The following is an 18,205-nucleotide window of genomic DNA, read 5'->3' on the forward strand; positions in this document are numbered from 1 at the left end:
CGTCCACCACCCGCCCTGGCTCCCTTCGGCATGCGCCGACCCCTGACCTCAGAGTGTGTGTCCACCTTATTCGGAGATCATCATGCACGCGATCACCCTTGCCGCCGGCCAGGACTGGGACCTCCTGGAACGCCAGCAGGCCGGCGACCAGCACGCCGGAGAACAGCTCGTCGCCGGATGCCTGCGAGCCGCCCAGAAACTCGCCTCGACCCGCGCGACCACCGCCTTCGACCGCGAGGAGGCACTCGCCGTGGCCGTGGCAGCCTTCTGGGCCGCGCTCAGCGCACTCGACCCACATGCGTTGCGCCGCAAGAAGATCCCGGTCTGGTCGGCGGTCAAGAGCACGGTGAACCGGGACCTGACGGCCGCCCGGTACGCCGCACACCACTGCCTGTCCGCCCCCATCGGCGCCATCCAGATGGTCAACCAGATGCTGCGGGAGGCCGACAACGACGTCGACGCCGCGTGGCTGCTCTTCGTCGAGCGCTACAACGAGCGGCTCAGCCGCACCGCCTTCTACGACCTGGCCAGGCACATGATCGGTGGCGTCCAGCACGTCGAGGACATGACCACCATCGTGCAGGACGCGGGCGATCCCACCGCCCAGACGTGCGTGGACCAGGACCGCACTGCCGCCGTCCAGGCCGCGGTGGCTGAACTGGACGCGCGCCAGGCTCAGGTCATCGCTGCCCGTTTCGGCCTGGCCGGCACCGAACCCCTGACCGACACCCATACCGCCAAGACGCTTGGGCTGACGCGCCGTCAGGTCGGTATCGCCCGAGGAGCTGCGCTCGACAAGCTCAAGGTGCGCCTCGCCGACGTGGCCGCCTGAGTGCGATGCCCCGGCACCGAGTTCGGTACCGGGGCATCCTCGCGCCGAGGAGATCGTCAGCGATTGTGCAGTGCGGGCTTGTCCAGCATCAGCCGGAACAGCTTCTTGTTCACCCGCAGCGGAGCACCCTCCGGCCCCTTGATGCACGGCGCGACCGGGATGAGGTCCACTTGCTGCTCCTTGGCGAAGTACCACCGTCGCCAATGCCCGGATACCGGCCACCGGAAGGTGTGGCTCCGCCTTGCGCCGTCCTCACAGCCACCGGAGTCGGGAGCACTCTGGATTTCCCTTACTACGCGGGAAATCTCGCCGCGCAGCGTGACCATCGTGACCTCCGCCGACTGTCCCGCCCGCTCCCGCCGTCGCTGGTGCCGTTTGGGCGGAGTGACCACGGTTCGCTCCACGATCGTCCGGCTCCTCATCAACAGCCAGGTCGACATGAGCGCCCTGATCGAAGGGTTCAAGACCGGGATGTCCAGCTCGGCGAACGGGAGGAACGCCTCGCCGTCGTAACCAAGCCGGCCGCAGGCGCGGAAGGCCGCGGCCAGCTCGTGCTGCCCCCGCTTCTCGTACTGGGCGCTGAGTTTGTCTTGGTCGGAGAGCATGACGATCTGCACCCCATTCTCCCCACGGCGAGAGGCCGGCATCCACATGATCGCGATGATCTCGGTGTAGATGGTCTCCGTTCTCGGCCAGATGCCAGTGGGTGCGACGTAGCGATCTACCGGATCGTCGAAGATGAGAAGCCCCCGAGGAGCTGGCAATGCCGCAGAGTGAAGGTGATAGCGCGGCAGTACGGCCCCGCCGGACTTCGCGAGCGCGGTGGTCTCGCTGGAGGCGTTGAGCAGGGGCGGGTTCACCAGTTCCCGGAGGAGCCGCTCTTGGAACCTCACGCACGCTTCTACCACGGGCAGACCCTCCTCCGGGGACGGCAGTTCCGTGGGAAGACCGTCCAAGAGGGTCTTCGTCAGCCCGCGGTGGAACCCGGGTGTGGCGACGAAATCCCGGAACCGGTCGAGCGTGTCCAGGAGTTCAAGAGAGGAGAGCACGTCTATGCCCTCGTCTCAGGCAGGTTTCGCCCGCCGGACCCGTCCGGGTTCCAGCGGATCGCGCACGGGACGCAGGTCCAGGTTTGTCCGTCGGGCTTCCCGACCGGCCGCCGACACCGCGGGCACATCGCCACCAGCAGAAGGGCGGGCAGTCGCTGGGCGTGCTTGTGCGCCTTGCGTTCGCACGCACCACAAGGCGGCAGGCCGTGGTCCGGGTTAAGCAGCCCCACCACGAAGGCTCCGCAGTACGCCTCGCCGCACGCACCGTTCTTTGGGGGGTCGATCAGGGTGCGGAGTAGGTGGGCAACCCTTCCTCGTCTGGCGACGCTTGGTCTTGAGGTTTGGGGTTCCTGCTTCCGCAGGGGGATCACGTTGTTGAAGGTCAACTCGAAACCCTTCTGGGTAATGTACCCAAATTCGGGTATATAACCTGAAAATGGGTACATTACCCGATCTCTGGTAGTGGTTTACGGTTTTCTGCTGTGACCAGCGCTGATGCGGGATGGGTGCCAACCATCGGCACGTTTGGCGAGCGCATCGCCGCGGTGCGTGTTCACCTGAACTGGAACATGAAGAAGGCCGCCGACCAGACCGGCATCCCGTTCGAGTCCTGGAGACGCTGGGAGAACCGCGAGAGCACGCCCCGGGACCTCGAAGAGACCTGCCGCAAGATCGCGCTCGGGACTGGGTGCGACTATGCCTGGCTGGTCGGTGGTCGGCCGGCCGCCGGAGCCCGGCGCGTCTAGTCCGGGTCGTTCCGCGGCGCTTGTTCCGCTCCGTCGATCTGCTTGAGCGCCGCGTTCCGCAGCGCACTGTTCCGCGCCCGGTTGCCGCCCTGCTCGGACTGGAACGCATCCAGGGTCATCGGCTTGCCGTTCTCCCGTTCGTACCGTTCCAGCAGCTCGGCCGTTCTCGCCAGCTCCTCTGCGGCGAAGGCCCACTCCCGCGGTGCTCGCCGCCCTGGAGAACGCCCTGACGTAGAACGACTTCGTTCCGGCCGGCGGCGTGGAGTCCGTTCTCCAGAACCCTCAGCGGGTTCGGGAGGGCGGGCAAGGTCTGTCATCGCGTTCACCGGCTCTGGAACGGGAGTACTCGCAGCCGCGGAAGCGGCTTGCCGTTCCCGTTCGGCAAGTTCGGTGAAGCAGCGCCCGTACCCGTGGGCGGCCTCGGTGAGGACGATGACGAGCACGGGGCCGAACGCGTGGAGCGCCGCCGTTCCCCACGCGCCGTTCTCCACCGCACCTCCGCAGTTCAGCCACAACGTCATCCCGGCCGTCACCCATCGCAGCGCCGTTCCCCAGCCGGTACGGACGCCGTACTCCTGGAGAACGGCGTCCCCGTACAGGGCGACGACCAGGGCGACGTCGACTGCGGGAGGCAGGAGTACGGCGAGGTACCAGGGAACGCCGTGGTCCTCCAGGTAGTCCTTGGCCGTTCCCAGTGAGTACAGCATCGCGATGCCGGCCACGACCCAAACACCCCGAACGATCATCCGCTGCGCCGTCCTCAACGAACGCGTGTCCCCAGCCATCACGCCCCCACCGCGTACAGCAGCGGCTCGTCGTTGACGAACATCTGCAACCGCTCGGGATCGAAGCGGCGCTCCGCCTTGGTGTGCGGTTGAACGGTGACCTTGACGTTGTGCTGCACCAGGAGATCCCGACGACCGACCTCATCGAGTTCGGCCCATCGTTCAGCGACAGACTGTCCGGTGTGGACTCGATTCTCCCCGGCCGGCCGGAACGGGAGGCCCTCCAGGTACTTCTGCCTCTCCCGAAGATCACGGTAACGCGACAGATAGTCCTGTTCTGCATCTTCATCGCCCTCGAACAGGTTGTGCACATAGCGGTCGTCGCGCAGCCTCTTGAGCGCCTTCTTGACCTCCGCGATTTCGGCGGAGTGGTCCTCCCCCGGGTCATTGATGACCTCAACAACTTCCAGTCGCCCAAACCCTGCAAGAAACTGGGCCTCCACCCATTCCTCAACATAACGGGAAGTTACAGCTACAATCTTGTGCTTGCTCGCACCAGGAAGTGCGGCGAGCGAACACCGGTACACCCTGGTGCGATGCCTGCCGGCACCAGCCTCCCCGCTAACCATACGCGCATCGCATACTCCACAGAAGAGCAAGTCATATAGGAGCCTGACTCCCTTTCTCCTCGTGTTCACATGGCCGCGCTTCTTGGCGTCCATGACGTCGATTACTTCCTGCTGCTCGCTCGCCGTAAGGATCTCTGGACCTCTGCGAACAAACTCCCCAGCCTTCTCATGTCCTGGCGGATAGACCAGAGCACGCGCTTCCAACTGTTTGACCCCGTTGGGGTCCGTGTACTTGAAGTCGTACGTAACGTAGCCGCGGAGAGCCGGAGACCGCATCATTCGCTCGATAGACACCGCAGACCATCCACGATGCCGCTCCGAGACCTTGTGCCGAGGAAGTGGGCGACCAAGAATAGCCGCCACCTCTTGCGAACGCTTCTCGCGAGCGAGCGCAGGAGGAAGTTCTCCTCGTTCATTAAGCCCCTTGGCGATGGAGTACCGCGACTCGTCGTCCCTCAGTCTTGTCGCGATCTCTACGAGCACGGCTACCTGACTCTCATCCTTGTCGAGGACGTAGCCGCCTCCCTCCCGAGCAACCGGCTTGAAACCGTACGGAACGGTCCCATAGCCGTAGCGACCGGAGTACCGCAGATACTCTCGCGCATTGGCAATCCGTTCAGCAATTGCCTCGCGCTCCATCTGAGCCAGCCCAGCCAGCACCGCAACGATGATCTGACCGACCGTCGAGAAGAGATCAAAGTTCTCGGCGGCGGAGATCACCTCCTTGTCGCGTTCCTTTGCCCACTTCAGCAGCTCATGGAAGTCCATGATCGACCGCGCGAACCTGTCGACCTTCCATGCAATGAAGCCGTCGAACTGCTTAGGTGGCGAATCTGTTAGCCACTTACCGAATTCGGGGCGATCAAACGGACTGACCGCGCCCGAAACATCAAGGTCGACTGCCCATGCAACGACCTTGCCGCCTCGACGTTTGGCCTCTTCCAGAATGATCAGTTCTTGCCGCTCAGGACTGGAGGTGTTGTCACGCATATGGGAGAGGCGAATGACGCCGACGTAGCACTTCTCCCGATCCCCGGCAGGGCGCTGAGAGTTCCAGAAATCAGACACCGCGGAACTTCCGTCCCCGCGCCATGCGGACCCGAAGCCGTCGTTCCTGATCCTTGATCCGCTCCTCAAACTCGGCCAGCTCAAGGATTACGCCCAAAATCGGCAGAGACAGAGGACTGTCCATGAGGTTGCGCGACGTCTCAGCGTCCACCAGCATCTTGCCGTGCAGCCGCGCCCAGTTCATCAGCCGAACCAGTTCGATGAACTGCCTGCTATAGGACTCCGGGGACGCAAGAACGATGGCGTCGAAAAGGTGCGGTGCGGGAAGCCGGTCAAGTGGATCGCGCCGGACTGCTGTCCCCGACCGCACGTAGACCCACCTCGTGATCTGACCGCCGAAGTCCTCCACCACTGCGCGGACCCTGCCTTGCTGGCTGTAGTCCTGCCGGATGATGGCGACGAATCTGGGAGCAGCAGGCTGAGGTTGGGTGCCAGCGTCCGGGTTGGTCATGCCGGCTAGCTGGATGCGCCCCTGATCCTGGTGGACGTTCCGTTGTGCGTTGGCGTAACTTGGCATGATCATGAAGTGGCCAATGACGCCTGGTCGGGTGGGGCGGGCAATCACACGCCGGGCGCCGAGGGCGAGTACGCGGCGCGCAAGGCCGCGGCGCACCGGGCCTACTTCGAGTGGATGCCGGTGCGCAACGCCGGGGACCGGCTTTACCGGCGGCTGCGTTTCGGCAAGCTCGCCGAGCTGACCATGCTCGATCTGCGCACGCACCGGTCACAGCAGGTCAAGGCGCTCTCCGGGGAGGTGGACCGGCCGGATCGGAGCATCGCCGGGGCCGAGCAGCTGCGCTGGCTGATCGACGGCCTGGTCGGCTCGACCGCGCAGTGGAAGCTGGTCGGCACCTCGGTGATGATCACGCCGACGCTGATCCCGCCGCTGCCCTCGGAACTGCTCGGGCCGCTGCTGAAACTGCTCGGCCTGCCCCAGGAGGGCGGGGCGGTGCTCACCGACCAGTGGGACGGCTACACCGCCGATCGGCGCAAGGTGCTGAAAGCCTTGGCGGAGAACAAGGTCAAGGACACCGTGTTCCTCACCGGCGATGTGCACTCCTCCTGGGCGGCGGACATCCCGGCGGACGCGGGCCTGTACCCGCTGAGCCCGTCCCTGGCCACCGAACTGGTGTGCACCTCGGTCACCTCGGACAACATCGACGATGTGCTCAAGGTGCCGCCGCGCACCGCCTCGGTGATCGTGGAGAAGGCGATCACCGGGCTGAACCGGCACATCAAGTGGGTGGAGTACGACTCGCACGGCGCCTCGGTGCTGGAGGTGACCCCGGCCGGCACCCAGATGGATTGGTACTACCTGGCCGACCGGACCAAGCCGGACAGCGCGGTGCGGCACGGGCGTTCGTTCCTGGTCAAGGCCGGGACGCAGCGGGTGCAGTCAGTGCCGAATCCCCTGGCCTGACCAGGGACCCGGGGGCCGCTGTCTCCCGCGACAGCGACCCCCGGTCCTCGCTCAGCCCACGCGGTAGGCGCGGACCAAGGTCTCGGTGACCGAACCGCCGTCAGCGTCGATCGCCTTGGTGCGCAAGGAAACGAACCCACTGGCCGGGTTGGTCACCTTGGCGGTCCAGGACTTGCCGGACGGCAGCACCGGGACGGGGTGCCAGGTGGCGCCGTCGTCGGTGGAGGCCTCCATGGTCACCGCCACCGCGCCCCGGCCACCCGAGCCTGCCTGGTGCGGGGCGTTGACGGTGAAGGCGAACTCGCCCGGCCTGGCCCGGTTGGCCAGGTCAAGGGGCACCTCGTAGCGGATGTCCAGCAGTGGCAGCGCGGTCTGCTTCGCCGTCTGTCCACTGTGGAACTTCCAGGTGGCGCTGGACTTCGTGCCCAGCTCCACCCCTGGCAGCGCGCGAGCGCCCTCCACGGTCAGCTCCAGCGGCTGGCGCCGCTCGGGCACGTCCACCGTGGCGATGCCGGGGACGTCACTGCCACCCAGGCGTTTCCCGTTGGTGGACAAGGAGGTGTGGCCCTTGTCGAAGTCCGGGCTGAAGTATCCCATCGCGGGCAGGCCGCCGGACTGGGAGAACATCGGCAGCTCGACCCGCACCTTGTCGCCGGTGCGGGTGATCGCGGGCCGGTGCAGCTCCGGGCCGAACGGGCCGGTGAACAGCGACTGCTGCACGATCTGTCCGGCGCGGAAGGTGATCGGCAGGGTTTCCTGGATGCCGTAGGCCGCGGTCTCGGTCTGGCCGACGGCCGCGCCGGTGATCCAGTCCATGCCTGGGGTGTAGTACACGTCGAGTTCGGCTGGCACCCGGACCGGGGCGACCGACCCGAACCACATGCCGCCGACCTGCACGTTGGCCTGCACCGCGGTGGGCAGTTCGCCGGTGCCGGGCTGAGCGATCCGGGTGCGGGCCTTGCCGAGGTCCTTGGCCGCGTGCGGCCAGTCGATCCCGTCCGGCAGCCGCCCGGTGACCCGGTCGTGCAGCACGTACAGGCTCGGCGAGTTGGCGATGCCGCGGATGGTGACGCTGCCGCCGGGCTGGGCGCGCAGCGCGGCGCTGGCCTCGCCGTAGACGTTGATCACCGGGCCGGGCCACTCGGGCCGGTACTCGGCGCCGGCGTCGTCCAGGATCACTCCGGCCGCACCCGCGGCGAACGCGGCGGCGACCCGCCGGTTGATCTCCACGGTGGGCTGGCGGCCGGGCTGCATCAGCGCGAACGCGCCGCGCACCTCGACCTTGGCGATCTCCTCCGGGGTGCCGCCGCCGGTGTCGGCGACCTTGGCGGTGCGCTCACCGCGGAATCCCAGGGGGTTCAGGTCCCTCGGGTTCAGTTCGCGGTCGCCGAGCTTGGCGGAGAGCAGCGGCCGGTTCCAGGAAGTGTTGCTGTACAACACGAGTCCGGGTGTGGCCGCGCTGGGCACCACGAACTCGCGGCCCGGCTTGGACACCATGGCCACCCCGGCGCGTTGCTTGCCGGGCAGGTCGGAGAACACGCCGACCTCGTGGCCGAGCTGGAACGGGGTCTGCACGGCTTGGGGGTCGTCCACCCGCACCTGGATCGGCTTGGCCTTGCGGCCATCCAGGACGATCTCGGTGTCCCGGTCGACGGTGATCTCCTGCGCCAGCTTGACCCGGTCGGTGAACACGCCGTTGGGCAGGCCGGGCGGGTACTCGGTGTCGATCACCTGGCCGATCACCCGGTACCGCCCGGCGGGCACGCCTTCGCTGCTGTTGTGCAGGATTCTGGCCTTGCCGGTGTCCAGGTTCTGCACCAGGACCAGGGTGAACGCGTCGGTCTTGCCCTGGTGGCTGAAGGACTTCACGGTGACGATGTGGTCGGCGGGACGGCGTTCGGCCACGACCGAGGTGCGCAGTTGCACGCCCTCGCCGGTGGCGGTGAGCCGGGCGCCGACCAGGCCGGTGCCCTTGGTGAAGTCGGCGGTCACGGTGACCTCGGCCGAGCCCTTGGCCGGGACGGTGACCTGCTTGGCGTCGGCGGTGAGCAGGCCGCCGTGCGCGGGCAGGTCCAGTTTCAGCGTGACCGGACGGTCGGAATCGTTGCTGTACTTGAGTTTCCGCTTCTCGGGCTGTTCGCCGCCGGTGGGCACGCTGCCCATGGACAGCGAGGCCGGTTCGACCCGCACCGGCTGCCGGTGCGCCCGCGCCAGGTCGAGGCTGCCGACACCCTGACCGAAGACGTCAACGCCGTTCAGCGGAGTGGCGGCGCCCATCAGCGCGGCCTTGAGCCGCTCCCCGGTCCAGCCCGGATTGCGTTGCGCCAGCACGGCCGCGGCGCCCGCGACGTGCGGGGTGGCCATCGAGGTGCCGGAGATCCGCAGGTACTGCTCGCTGACCGCGAACTGCGGCATCGTGCCCGCCGCGCGGGCGGCCACGATGTCCACGCCCGGCGCGGTGATGTCCGGCTTGGCGGCGTGGTCGAGGTGCCGCGGACCACGCGCGGAGAACGGGGCGAGCTGCCCGGACTTGGTGCTCGCGGCCACGGTGAGCGCCGCGTCGGCGGAGCCGGGTGACTCGACGGCCTCCTCCGAGCCGTTGTTGCCCGCGGCGATGACGAACAGCGTGCCCTTCTGCGCGGACAGCGTGTTCACCGCCTGGGACAACGGATCCGTGCCGTCGGTGGGCGGGCCGCCGAGGCTCATGTTGACCACCTTGGCGCCCTGGTCGGCCGCCCACTGCATGCCAGCCAGGATGCTGTCCTCTGGGCAGTACTCGTCGCACACCTTGCCGATGAGCAGGTTGGCGTCGTAGGCGATGCCGCGGTACCGGCCCCCGGATGCCTTGCCGGTGCCCGCGATGGTGGAGGCGACGTGCGTGCCGTGGCCGTTGCTGTCCCGCACCGGCACGCCCTGGAGGAAACTCTCCGCCGCGGCGACCCGGCCGGTGAGATCCGGGTGGTTCTGGTCGTAGCCGGAGTCGAGCACGCCGACCTTGACCCCGGTGCCGGTGCCCCCGGCCTGCCAGACCTGGGGTGCGCCGATCACCGCCGCGCTCTGGTCCAGGTTGAGCGAAAGCCTGCGGTTGAGCCAGAATTTGCCCTCGGCCGCCCGCAGCGACGGCCCGGTCAGCGAGGCCCAGAACTCCCCGGCGCGCTCGGCCGGCCGGGTCAGCGCGGTGACGCCCAGCGCGGGCAGTTCGCGGGTGACCGTGCTGGCCGCGGGCAGGTCCCGGCGGGCCCTGGACTGCGGCGGCCGGGTCAGCAGCACCGGCAGTACGCCGGTCTCGTCGAAACGCTGCCGCAGCAGTTCGGTGACGTCGAACAGGGTCTCGTCCAGGCGGCCCGCGCGCACCAGCGGCAGCGCGTCGGAGGGGTAGACGAACCGGTGCCCGTTGAGGATCACCTTGTGGAAAGCCAGCTCCTCGCGACCGGGACCGGGCCGGACGGTGACCACGTCCTGGCCGCGCACCACCACCTGGTCGCCGCTGAGCAGGGTGATCACGCGTTGCGGTGGCGCCGACGACGGTGGCGGTTCGGCGGCCGCCGAGACCGGGGTGAGCGCCGCCCCGGCCAGGGCGAGCAGCGCCACGGTCGCGCCCCAACGGCGACCGTGACTGAAGTACGTCCCCATGGATGCTCCCTCGTTGGCGAGAACTCCCGTGTTCTCGCTACGGGAACATCTACGACAAACCGGGCCGTGAGGTTGCTTGTCGACGAGAAGTTCGTGAGATTGGTGGACATGACACGAGCGGTCGGGTCCTGTTCTGCCGTCCACTGTGGACTAACAAGTGCGCGCGGTGGTGCGCGGGCGCGGGCCGGCGACCGGGAGGCCCTGGCGGTGTTCAGCCGAGCAGCGACCTGAGCGCGGCCAGGATCAGCGCGGGCTTGGCCGGGGTGGCGTTGGGGCCCATCAGGCCGATCCGCCAGACCCGGGTGGCGTACTCGCCGGCGCCCGCGCCGATCTCGATGTCGAAGTCGCGCAGCAGCCGGGTGCGGATGGTCGCCGAGTCCACGCCCTCGGGCACCCACACCGTGGTCAGCTGCGGCAGCCGGTGCCCGTCCGCGGCGAAGAGTTTCAGCCCCAGTTCGGCCAGTCCGTCCTGCAACTGCGCCCCCGCCGCCTGGTGCCGGGCGTGCACCGCGGGCAGGCCCTCGGCCAGGATCCGGCCAAGACCGGCGTGCAGGGAGGCGATCATCGCGGTGGGCGCGGTGTGGTGGTAGGTGCGGCCGCCGCCCGCGCCGCCGCTGACGTAGTCGCCGATCAGGCCGAGGTCGAGGTACCAGGTGCTGGGCCGCTCGACCCGTCGTGACCAGGCCCGCTCGGAGAAGGTGAACGGGGCCAGGCCGGGGGCCACGCCAAGGCATTTCTGGGTGCCGGCGTAGGCGATGTCCACGCCCCACTCGTCGATGTGCAGCGGCATGCCCGCGATGGAGGTGACGCAGTCCGCGATCACCAGGGCCTGCTCGTCGCGGGCGTGCACGGCCTTGGCCAGGCCGCCGATGTCGCTGAGCACGCCGGTGCTGGTCTCGGCGTGCACCGCGGCCACCAGGTCCGGTTTGGGGTGCGCGTCCAGGATGCGGCGGATGTCGATCGGGGCGCCCCACTCGTGGTCCACCCGCACCACCTCGGCGCCGTAACGCGAGGCGACCTCGCACATGCGCGTGCCGAAAAGCCCGTTGACGCCGACCACGACCACGGTGCCGGGCCGCACGGTGTTGACGAACGCGGCTTCCATGCCGATCGAGCCGGTGCCCGACAGCGGCAGGGTGCGCCGGTTCGTGGTGCCCCACACGGTGCGCAGCCGGTCGCAGGTCTCGTCCAGGACGCGCAGGAACTCCGGGTCCAGGTGGCCGAGCAGCGGCGCGGCCAGCGCGAGGGTTGCCTCCGGGTAGGGGTTGCACGGTCCGGGGCCCAGCAGCACACGATCAACCAACGGCATGCGCGGCAGGCTACCGCAGGGCCTGTGCACGGGGCCGCGCCCGCGATAGCCGCGCCGACGCGGCCCCTGGCGGCACGGCCGGACCACCCGAATACGCCCGGTATGAGGGCGGCCCGGCCGCACCGCCAGGAACCACCTCGATCACGACTCTCGCCCACGCGGCCCCGCGCACAGGCCCTGGGTTCAGCGATGGCTCCTGATATCCCGCCAGATGATCTGGGCGGCATAGGGCAGCAGGTCGGAGCTACGCCGCCACAGCCACGGCAGGCCCTTGAACAGCAGCCAGCCCACGTGGTGCAGCGGGGTGATCTTGACTCCGCCCGCGCAGGTCATCGACACCGGTTCGGGCACCTGGCAACCGGCCGCTTCCAGGAGTTCGCCGAAGCCGCGGGCCAGCATCCGGTGGCCGAGTTCGGAGGGGTGCAGCCGGTCCACGCTCCAGGTCGGCAGGTCGTAGGCGCCGGGCAGGGTGTCCAGGTCGAGGCAGCCGATGCGGTGGCGGCCGACCACCTCGTCGGTGAGGTCGTTGACCTCGGCGATCCGCGAGCGCAGCGCACGGGCCAGGGGGCCGGGGATGCGGAAGACGCGGGCGTGGTCGTGGAAGCGGGCGGTGAGCACGGTGGTCCCGGCCGCGGTGAGCCTGCCGACCACCTCGTCCAGGTCGGCTTTGATCGCCTCGGCGTCGAAATCCGAGCGCAGGGTGTCGTTCATGCCGACGACGAGCACCGCGGCGTCGGGCCGCTGGGCCAGTGCGCGGGGCAGCTGCTGGTCGCGGACGCAGCGCATGCGCGCGCCCTGGAAGGACAGGTTGTGCAGCTCGGCGCCGAGCCCCTCGGCCAGCAGCGGGGCGAACCCGCGCCAGCCGCCGGGGACTCGGTCGCCGATGCCGACCGTGGTGGAGTCGCCGAGCGCGACCAGGCTGCGTACCGCTCGCCCGGTGGCACCGGGGACGAGCGCCGGGGCGGTGAGCTGAACCGTCACGCTTCCACGATCAGGGCCGCCGGCTCACTGCCGGTGAGATCAGGATGACCGGGCGGAGACGCCTCGGGGAACTTTCGCCCCCGCCCGGACGTTCACGCCTGCATCTGCCAGTCGATCCCGGCCGAGACCATCCGGTGCACCGCCTCGGTGAGGCTGTCCTGGCCGGGGCCGAGGTACATCCGCATGTACGGCATGGGCGACCCGGTGGGCGCGTACGGCCAGGGCCAGGCGGGCGCGAAGAGCACCCCGGTGCGGGCGAAGGTGTCGTCCCGGAACCGCACCGTGCCCTCGGGGATCTCCTGATACGCCTGTGGCAGGGCGAAGAGCAGGTAGGAGGTGCAGCTGCCGGTGTGCACCGCCCCGGCCGGGTAGTTGAGTTTGCCGTGGAAGAGCCGGTCGACCAGGCGGCGTTTGGCCGCGTACTCGGCGCACTGCTCGGCCAGGAACACCGCGCTGGCCGGGTCGGCCAGCCAGTCGGCCATGGCGTGCTGGTAGATCCCGCCGTACATCAGCGAGCTGTGCAGCCGGTACCGGTTGACCAGGAGGTCCAGGGTGGCCGGTTCGGCGGTCATCAGGCCAAGGCCCCACCCGTTGCAGTGGAACTGCTTGCCGAGGGAGCGCACCGCGAGCCAGCGGCGGCGGGCATTGGGCGGGGCGGTGGCGAGCCGGGACAGCAGCACCCGCAGCGCGGAGGTGGGCGCGGTCTCGGGGTCGTGCACGCCGAAGTAGGCGTCGTCGACGAGCAGTCCGGCGCCGTGCCGGTGCGCGGTGTCCACGGCCGCGGCGACGAACTCGGGCCGCCAGTTGACCGCGGTGGGGTTGTGCTGGGCGTTGACCACCACCATGGCCAGGCGTTCCTCCGGGGTGGAGTCGATCCGGTCGATGACGTCCTGGAGTTCCTCGGCCAGCGGGCGGAAACCGGTTTCCGGGCGCAGGTGGAGGTAGCGGACCTGGTAGCCGAGGCTGTGGAAGACGCCTTCGTAGTCCCAGCTGGGGCCGGCGGCCACCACGATCGGGGTGCGCCCGTCGGAGCCGAGTTCATCGAGGAGGTAGCGGCCGAAGTCGAACATGGCGCCGCGGGTGCCGGTCCAGGTGGCGGCGACCTCGAAGTCGCGGCCGGCTTCGGCGATGCCGTCGAGGCGGTGCGAGGTGACGATGTAGTCGCGGGCGACCTTGCGCAGGGCTGGCAGGCCGTACATGGAGAGCTGGTACCCGTGGGCGTACAGCGGGCGCTCATGGAGGTGGTCGAGCAGTCCGGCGGGAACCTGGTTCCAGGTCTCGCCGAAGCTCAGGCACAGCGGGTCGCCGTGCCGACAGCCCTGGGCCAGGTAGGCCCGCAGCAGCCCGACGTCGGGCATGCGGCTGGGCAGGATGTCGTCGGCGACCAGCGCCGTGAAGTCAGCTCGTGTGGTCAATGCAGTAACTCCCCAGTTACTCAGCGGCAGGGTGGAGATCCCAGCCACGTCATACGAGGAGCGTCCGCGAACGGTTCACCCGATCCAGAAGAATATCGTGATTATTATTCCGGACCGGGCCGGCGGGTTTTCAGCGGAAGGCGGGGTAGAGCGGAAGCTGCTCCGCGTCCTGGCCGAACCGGCGCACGATGGCGGCGGTCACCGCTTCGGCGTGTTCGGCGATCTCGGGCTTGCCGCAGGCCAGGGCGTCGGCGCGCAGTCTGCGCCAGCGGTCGGCGAGGGCGGCGCTGCGGCGTGGGGAGAACTGGTTGGCGTCGATGGGCCGGTCGACCTCGGTGGTGCGCGGCAGCAGCCACCAGGTGGACAGCCACACCCACAGCACCTGGGCGTCCAGCAGCCGGGGCAGCAGCACGGCGTCGTCGTCCAGGTCGGGCCAGACGGTGCTGGCCTCGGAGCGCCAGGCGGCGAGCATGGCCTCGGTCATGCCCTGGGGCAGGGCGAAGGAGCACCAGCAGGACGGGAACGGCACCCGCAGGTAGGCCACGTCCAGGGCGACATCGCGCATGCAGCCCCACTCGAAGTCCAGGAACCGCACGCCCCGGTTGGTGACCAGGTTGTTGTCCGGGCACACGTCGGAGGGGCTGAAAGCGCGGTAGCGGGTGCCGCCGAGCAGCCAGGAGGTGTTGCGGGCGGCCTCGGCCACCGCGTCCGGTGTGGTGACGCCGATGGCTTCGGAGAGCAGCGCGGGCAGTTCGGTGAGGGCGGTGCGGGCCTCGGGTGCGATCGGGTCGGTCCAGCTGCGCTGGCCGAGGCGGCGCATCAGCGCGTCGAAGTCGGCCTCGCGGCCCGCGGTGTTGGCGTGCACCCTGCCCAGCGCCCTGGCCCAGGCGAGCAGCGCGCGTTCGGCGGCGCGGGCGTCATCGCCCAGCAACTTGTCGGCCAGGGTGGGGGCGCGGCCGAGGTCTTCGAGCACGAGCAGCCGTTCGGCCGGTCCGTGCGCGATCAGTTCGGGGCTGACCCGTTCGCCCACCGACAGCGCGGTGAACAGCTGACTGCTGGCCGCCTCGTGCGCGAAGGGGTCCGCGGTCTGCCCTGGCAGCAGCGGGGTGCGGTATCGCTTGATCACCAGCGTGCGCGGCATGGCGAAGGGGGTCTCGACCACTCGCACGCGGAGCACGACCGACCGGTCGCTACCGCCCAGATCCTCGGCATCACTCAGCCGGACGCTCGCACCGAAGCGGCGGCGCAGCACTGCCTGCGCAGCGGCGACCGTCTCGGCCACCTCCGCTGCCACCGCGTTGTGGACGTCCAGCGGGCCGGTGGAGATTTCCACGCTCATCGTTGTCGACCCTACCGGGCTCGGCTATCACGGATCGGCATGATCTGGTTACGCTCTGGCAAAGCTATCCCGACCAACAAGCCTGTGGACATTGTCTTTCGGTTCCGATCTCGTTGCGGCGCAAGCCCTCTGCTGCGCGCCGATTCCACCCACCCGGCGTACTACCAACGATCGACAACCACGCTGAAGTTCCCTCGATTGTCCGGTTTTCACCCGTCGGCGAGCGGTCGGCCGTTGTCCTGATATTTGTTCTGACGGTTGCGCAGCAGCAGCACGATCGCGGCGGCCAGGACGATGCCTGCCAGGTTGACCAGCAGTTGCAGCGCGGACTGCCCGGCCCGGCCGGGTTCGCCGAGCACCAGCGCCAGTGCCGCGTATCCGGCGGCCGGGACGGTGGTGACTGAAATGAAAACCCCTACCAACGCGGCGGATTTCGCCGAGGTGAGGGCGAGCATTCCGGCGGCTCCGGCGAGCAGGGCGACGATGAAGGAGAACGGGCCGACCTGGAAGACGAAGTCGACGGCGTGGTTGACGTCCATGATCGATCTGTCGAAGAGTCCGGCGGCGTTGCCGAGCGCGGCCAGTCCGGCGGTGACGGCCATGGCGGCCCAGAAGCCGAGGACGAGGGCGGCCAGGGCGCGCCGGGCCAGGTCCCAGCGCCGCCGGACCAGGCCGACGGCCAGCGCGGCCAGTGGCCCGAACTCGGGTCCGACGACCATGGCGCCGACGATGGTGACCGCGGAGTTGGTGATCACGCCGATGGCGGCGAGCAGGCAGGCGATGGTGAGGAAGCCCAGGTAGGTGAAGTTGAGCCGGGATTCCTCGCCGGTGCGGGAGAGCAGTTCCTCCCACACCACCGCGTCCGCGCCTTCACCGGGTGCGGCGCTCTCGGCCCGGTCGGCGGCGTCGGACAGGGTGGTGTCGATGCTTTCCAGGGTGATCGCGCCGTGGTGGTCGATGCCGAGCGCGCACAGTTCGGTGAGCAGGTCGTCCAGGGACTCCCTGGCCACGTCGGCCTCGATCACATCGCCCTTGGGCGCGACGCCCGCGCCGGCCAGCAGCACCAGGTGGGTGGCTCCCGGGCACTCGTCAAGCAGCCGGAGCACCGTTTCGGTGTGCTCCGGCTGGTTGACGACGCGCAGGTGCAGTAGCGAACTCACGCGGTCGCGGAGTCCTTGCTGTCGGGCTTGGGCGCGGGCTTGAAGTCCACGCCCGCTTCCTTGCGCTGCTGGGCGGTGATGGGCGCGGGGGCCGCGGTGAGCGGGTCGTAGCCGCCGCCGCTCTTGGGGAAGGCGATGACGTCGCGCAGCGAGTCGGCGCCGGTGAGCAGCATGCAGATCCGGTCCCAGCCGTAGGCGATGCCGCCGTGCGGGGGCGCGCCGAACTTGAACGCGTCCAGGAGGAAGCCGAACTTCTCCTGGGCTTCTTCTTCGGAGAGGCCCATCACGCCGAAGACGCGCTGCTGCACGTCGGCGCGGTGGATACGGATCGACCCGCCGCCGATCTCGAAGCCGTTGCAGACCATGTCGTAGGCGTAGGCCAGCGCGGAGCCGGGGTCCTTCTCGAAGTCCTCGATGGAGTCCGGGGTGGGCGAGGTGAAGGCGTGGTGCAGCGCGGTCCAGCTGCCGGAGCCGACGGCGACGTCATCGGTCTCGCTGGTGGCCTCGAACAGCGGGAAGTCGACGACCCAGGCGAACTTCCAGTCGCCGTCGGAGATCAGGCCGAGCCGGTTGGCGATCTCCACCCTGGCCGCGCCGAGCAGCGCGCGGCCGCCCTTGGCGGTGTCGGCGGCGAAGAACACGCAGTCACCCGGCTTGGCGCCGACCGCGGCGGCGAGTCCGGCGCGCTCGTCCTCGGAGAGGTTCTTGGCGACCGGGCCGCCGAGGGTGCCGTCCTCCTGGACGAGCACGTAGGCCAGGCCCTTGGCGCCGCGCTGCTTGGCCCAGTCCTGCCAGGCGTCGAGCTGCTTGCGCGGCTGGCTCGCGCCGCCGGGCATGACCACCGCGCCGACGTAGGGCGCCTTGAACACCCGGAACGGCGTGTTCGCGAAGTACTCGGTCATCTCGACGAGTTCGAGTTCGAAGCGCAGGTCGGGCTTGTCGCTGCCGTAGCGGGCCATCGCCTCGGCGTAGGCGATCCGCGGGATGGGCAGGGCGAGTTCGACGCCGAGGGTCTCGCGCCAGATGGCGGCGATGATCTGCTCGCCGAGGGCGATCACGTCGTCCTGTTCGACGAAGCTCATCTCGATGTCGAGCTGGGTGAACTCGGGCTGCCGGTCGGCGCGGAAGTCCTCGTCCCGGTAGCAGCGGGCGATCTGGTAGTACCGCTCCAGGCCGCCGACCATGAGCAGCTGCTTGAACAGCTGCGGGGACTGCGGCAGCGCGTACCAGGAACCGGGCTGCAGCCGGGCGGGCACCACGAAGTCGCGGGCGCCCTCGGGGGTGGAGCGGGTCAGCGTCGGGGTCTCGATCTCGACGAAGTTGTTGCGGTGCAGCACATCGCGGGCGACCCGGTTGACCTCGCTGCGCATCCGCATGGCCTTGGCCGGGCCGCTGCGGCGCAGGTCGAGGTAGCGGTGCTTGAGCCGGGTCTCCTCGCCGACCTCAAGGTGGTCGTCCAGGGGGAAGGGCAGCGGCGCGGACTCGTTGAGCACGTCCAGGGCGGTGGCCAGCACCTCGATGGCGCCGGTGGGCAGCTCGGGGTTCTCGTTGCCCGCTGGCCGCTGGGAGACCTCGCCGACGATCTTGACGCAGAACTCGGCGCGCAGCCGGTGCGCCCGCTCGGCCATCTCGCCCTCGCGGAAGACGACCTGGGCGACGCCCGAGGCGTCCCGCAGATCGATGAAGATCACTCCGCCGTGATCGCGACGCCGCGCCACCCAGCCGGTGAGGGTGACGGTCTGGCCTGCATGCTCGGCGCGGAGTGCTCCGGCCTCGTGCGTGCGCAACACGGGTTGATCTCCTTGGTCGGCAGAAGTGCTTCCGAGCAGGTTAACCAACACCCCCGGGGGGACTGCCAGCAGGTTTCCCCGGCTGCCCCGGAGGTGCCGGTCGCGCGCG

At 69.2% G+C, this 18,205-nt stretch carries 14 protein-coding genes; 3 read left to right on the forward strand and 11 right to left on the reverse strand.

The features are described 5' to 3' along the window. The first annotated feature begins 82 nt into the window (after positions 1 to 82). On the forward strand, positions 83 to 832 hold the full coding sequence (locus ACTOWY_RS00920) for a hypothetical protein (protein ID WP_441307675.1): 750 nt from the start codon (positions 83 to 85) through the stop codon (positions 830 to 832). Positions 833 to 888: 56 nt separating this feature from the next. Here the strand turns inward: ACTOWY_RS00920 and ACTOWY_RS00925 are convergent, their stop codons facing one another. Beyond that, positions 889 to 1,881, reverse strand: coding sequence for a hypothetical protein (locus ACTOWY_RS00925; RefSeq protein WP_441307676.1), 993 nt, complete (start codon positions 1,879 to 1,881; stop codon positions 889 to 891). 482 nt (positions 1,882 to 2,363) lie between these two features. Here ACTOWY_RS00925 and ACTOWY_RS00930 point away from each other — a divergent pair, with 482 nt between their 5' ends. After that, positions 2,364 to 2,627, forward strand: coding sequence for a helix-turn-helix domain-containing protein (locus ACTOWY_RS00930; protein WP_441307677.1), 264 nt, complete (start codon positions 2,364 to 2,366; stop codon positions 2,625 to 2,627). On the opposite strand, the gene ACTOWY_RS00935 is transcribed toward ACTOWY_RS00930, so the two are convergent. The 3 genes from ACTOWY_RS00935 to ACTOWY_RS00945 all read right to left on the reverse strand — a co-directional run bounded on the left by ACTOWY_RS00935 (position 2,624) and on the right by ACTOWY_RS00945 (position 5,500). Beyond that, a complete protein-coding gene (locus tag ACTOWY_RS00935) occupies positions 2,624 to 3,349 on the reverse strand; it encodes a hypothetical protein (protein WP_441307678.1) in 726 nt (241 codons plus the stop codon). The genes ACTOWY_RS00930 and ACTOWY_RS00935 overlap by 4 nt on opposite strands. Positions 3,350 to 3,411: 62 nt before the next feature. Next, positions 3,412 to 5,049, reverse strand: coding sequence for a recombinase family protein (locus ACTOWY_RS00940; RefSeq protein WP_441307679.1), 1,638 nt, complete (start codon positions 5,047 to 5,049; stop codon positions 3,412 to 3,414). Next, positions 5,042 to 5,500, reverse strand: coding sequence for a hypothetical protein (locus ACTOWY_RS00945; protein ID WP_441307680.1), 459 nt, complete (start codon positions 5,498 to 5,500; stop codon positions 5,042 to 5,044). Before ACTOWY_RS00945 ends, ACTOWY_RS00940 begins: the two co-directional genes overlap by 8 nt. 30 nt (positions 5,501 to 5,530) lie before the next feature. On the opposite strand from ACTOWY_RS00945, the gene ACTOWY_RS00950 reads away from it, so the two are divergent. Continuing rightward, on the forward strand, positions 5,531 to 6,469 hold the full coding sequence (locus tag ACTOWY_RS00950; protein ID WP_441307681.1) for an alkaline phosphatase D family protein: 939 nt from the start codon (positions 5,531 to 5,533) through the stop codon (positions 6,467 to 6,469). A 51-nt stretch (positions 6,470 to 6,520) separates the two neighbouring features. Here the strand turns inward: ACTOWY_RS00950 and ACTOWY_RS00955 are convergent, their stop codons facing one another. The 7 genes from ACTOWY_RS00955 to aspS all read right to left on the reverse strand — a co-directional run bounded on the left by ACTOWY_RS00955 (position 6,521) and on the right by aspS (position 18,096). Beyond that, positions 6,521 to 10,102: a S8 family serine peptidase gene (locus ACTOWY_RS00955; protein ID WP_441307682.1), complete on the reverse strand. Its 3,582-nt coding sequence runs from the start codon at positions 10,100 to 10,102 to the stop codon at positions 6,521 to 6,523. A 211-nt stretch (positions 10,103 to 10,313) separates the two neighbouring features. Continuing rightward, complete coding sequence (locus ACTOWY_RS00960; protein ID WP_441307683.1) at positions 10,314 to 11,411, reverse strand: pyridoxal-phosphate-dependent aminotransferase family protein; 1,098 nt, start codon at positions 11,409 to 11,411, stop codon at positions 10,314 to 10,316. 183 nt (positions 11,412 to 11,594) lie between these two features. Further along, complete coding sequence (locus ACTOWY_RS00965; RefSeq protein WP_441307684.1) at positions 11,595 to 12,392, reverse strand: SGNH/GDSL hydrolase family protein; 798 nt, start codon at positions 12,390 to 12,392, stop codon at positions 11,595 to 11,597. A gap of 92 nt (positions 12,393 to 12,484) precedes the next feature. Beyond that, positions 12,485 to 13,807: an aminotransferase class I/II-fold pyridoxal phosphate-dependent enzyme gene (locus ACTOWY_RS00970; RefSeq protein WP_441307685.1), complete on the reverse strand. Its 1,323-nt coding sequence runs from the start codon at positions 13,805 to 13,807 to the stop codon at positions 12,485 to 12,487. A gap of 130 nt (positions 13,808 to 13,937) precedes the next feature. Then, positions 13,938 to 15,146 (reverse strand): phosphotransferase family protein, encoded by a 1,209-nt coding sequence (locus ACTOWY_RS00975; RefSeq protein WP_441307686.1) that lies wholly within the window; start codon positions 15,144 to 15,146, stop codon positions 13,938 to 13,940. Positions 15,147 to 15,355: 209 nt separating this feature from the next. Next, positions 15,356 to 16,306, reverse strand: coding sequence for a DUF389 domain-containing protein (locus ACTOWY_RS00980; protein ID WP_441307687.1), 951 nt, complete (start codon positions 16,304 to 16,306; stop codon positions 15,356 to 15,358). Next, positions 16,303 to 18,096 carry an aspartate--tRNA ligase gene (aspS, locus tag ACTOWY_RS00985; protein ID WP_441307688.1) on the reverse strand — a complete coding sequence of 598 codons (1,794 nt, stop codon included), beginning with the start codon at positions 18,094 to 18,096 and terminating at the stop codon, positions 16,303 to 16,305. The genes ACTOWY_RS00980 and aspS overlap by 4 nt, the downstream gene beginning before the upstream one ends. Between the last annotated feature and the right edge of the window lie 109 nt (positions 18,097 to 18,205).

This window comes from Crossiella sp. CA198 (assembly GCF_052078295.1).
In the GTDB taxonomy this organism is placed as follows: Bacteria; Actinomycetota; Actinomycetes; order Mycobacteriales; family Pseudonocardiaceae; genus Crossiella.

What these genes read in the sequence shown, in the direction of transcription:
- ACTOWY_RS00920 (WP_441307675.1), top strand. Translation starts at nt 83, where the DNA reads ATGCACGCGATCACCCTTGCCGCCGGCCAGGACTGGGACCTCCTGGAA.
- ACTOWY_RS00945 (WP_441307680.1), bottom strand. Translation starts at nt 5,500, where the DNA reads ATGACCAACCCGGACGCTGGCACCCAACCTCAGCCTGCTGCTCCCAGA.
- ACTOWY_RS00955 (WP_441307682.1), bottom strand. Translation starts at nt 10,102, where the DNA reads ATGGGGACGTACTTCAGTCACGGTCGCCGTTGGGGCGCGACCGTGGCG.
- ACTOWY_RS00960 (WP_441307683.1), bottom strand. Translation starts at nt 11,411, where the DNA reads ATGCCGTTGGTTGATCGTGTGCTGCTGGGCCCCGGACCGTGCAACCCC.
- ACTOWY_RS00975 (WP_441307686.1), bottom strand. Translation starts at nt 15,146, where the DNA reads ATGAGCGTGGAAATCTCCACCGGCCCGCTGGACGTCCACAACGCGGTG.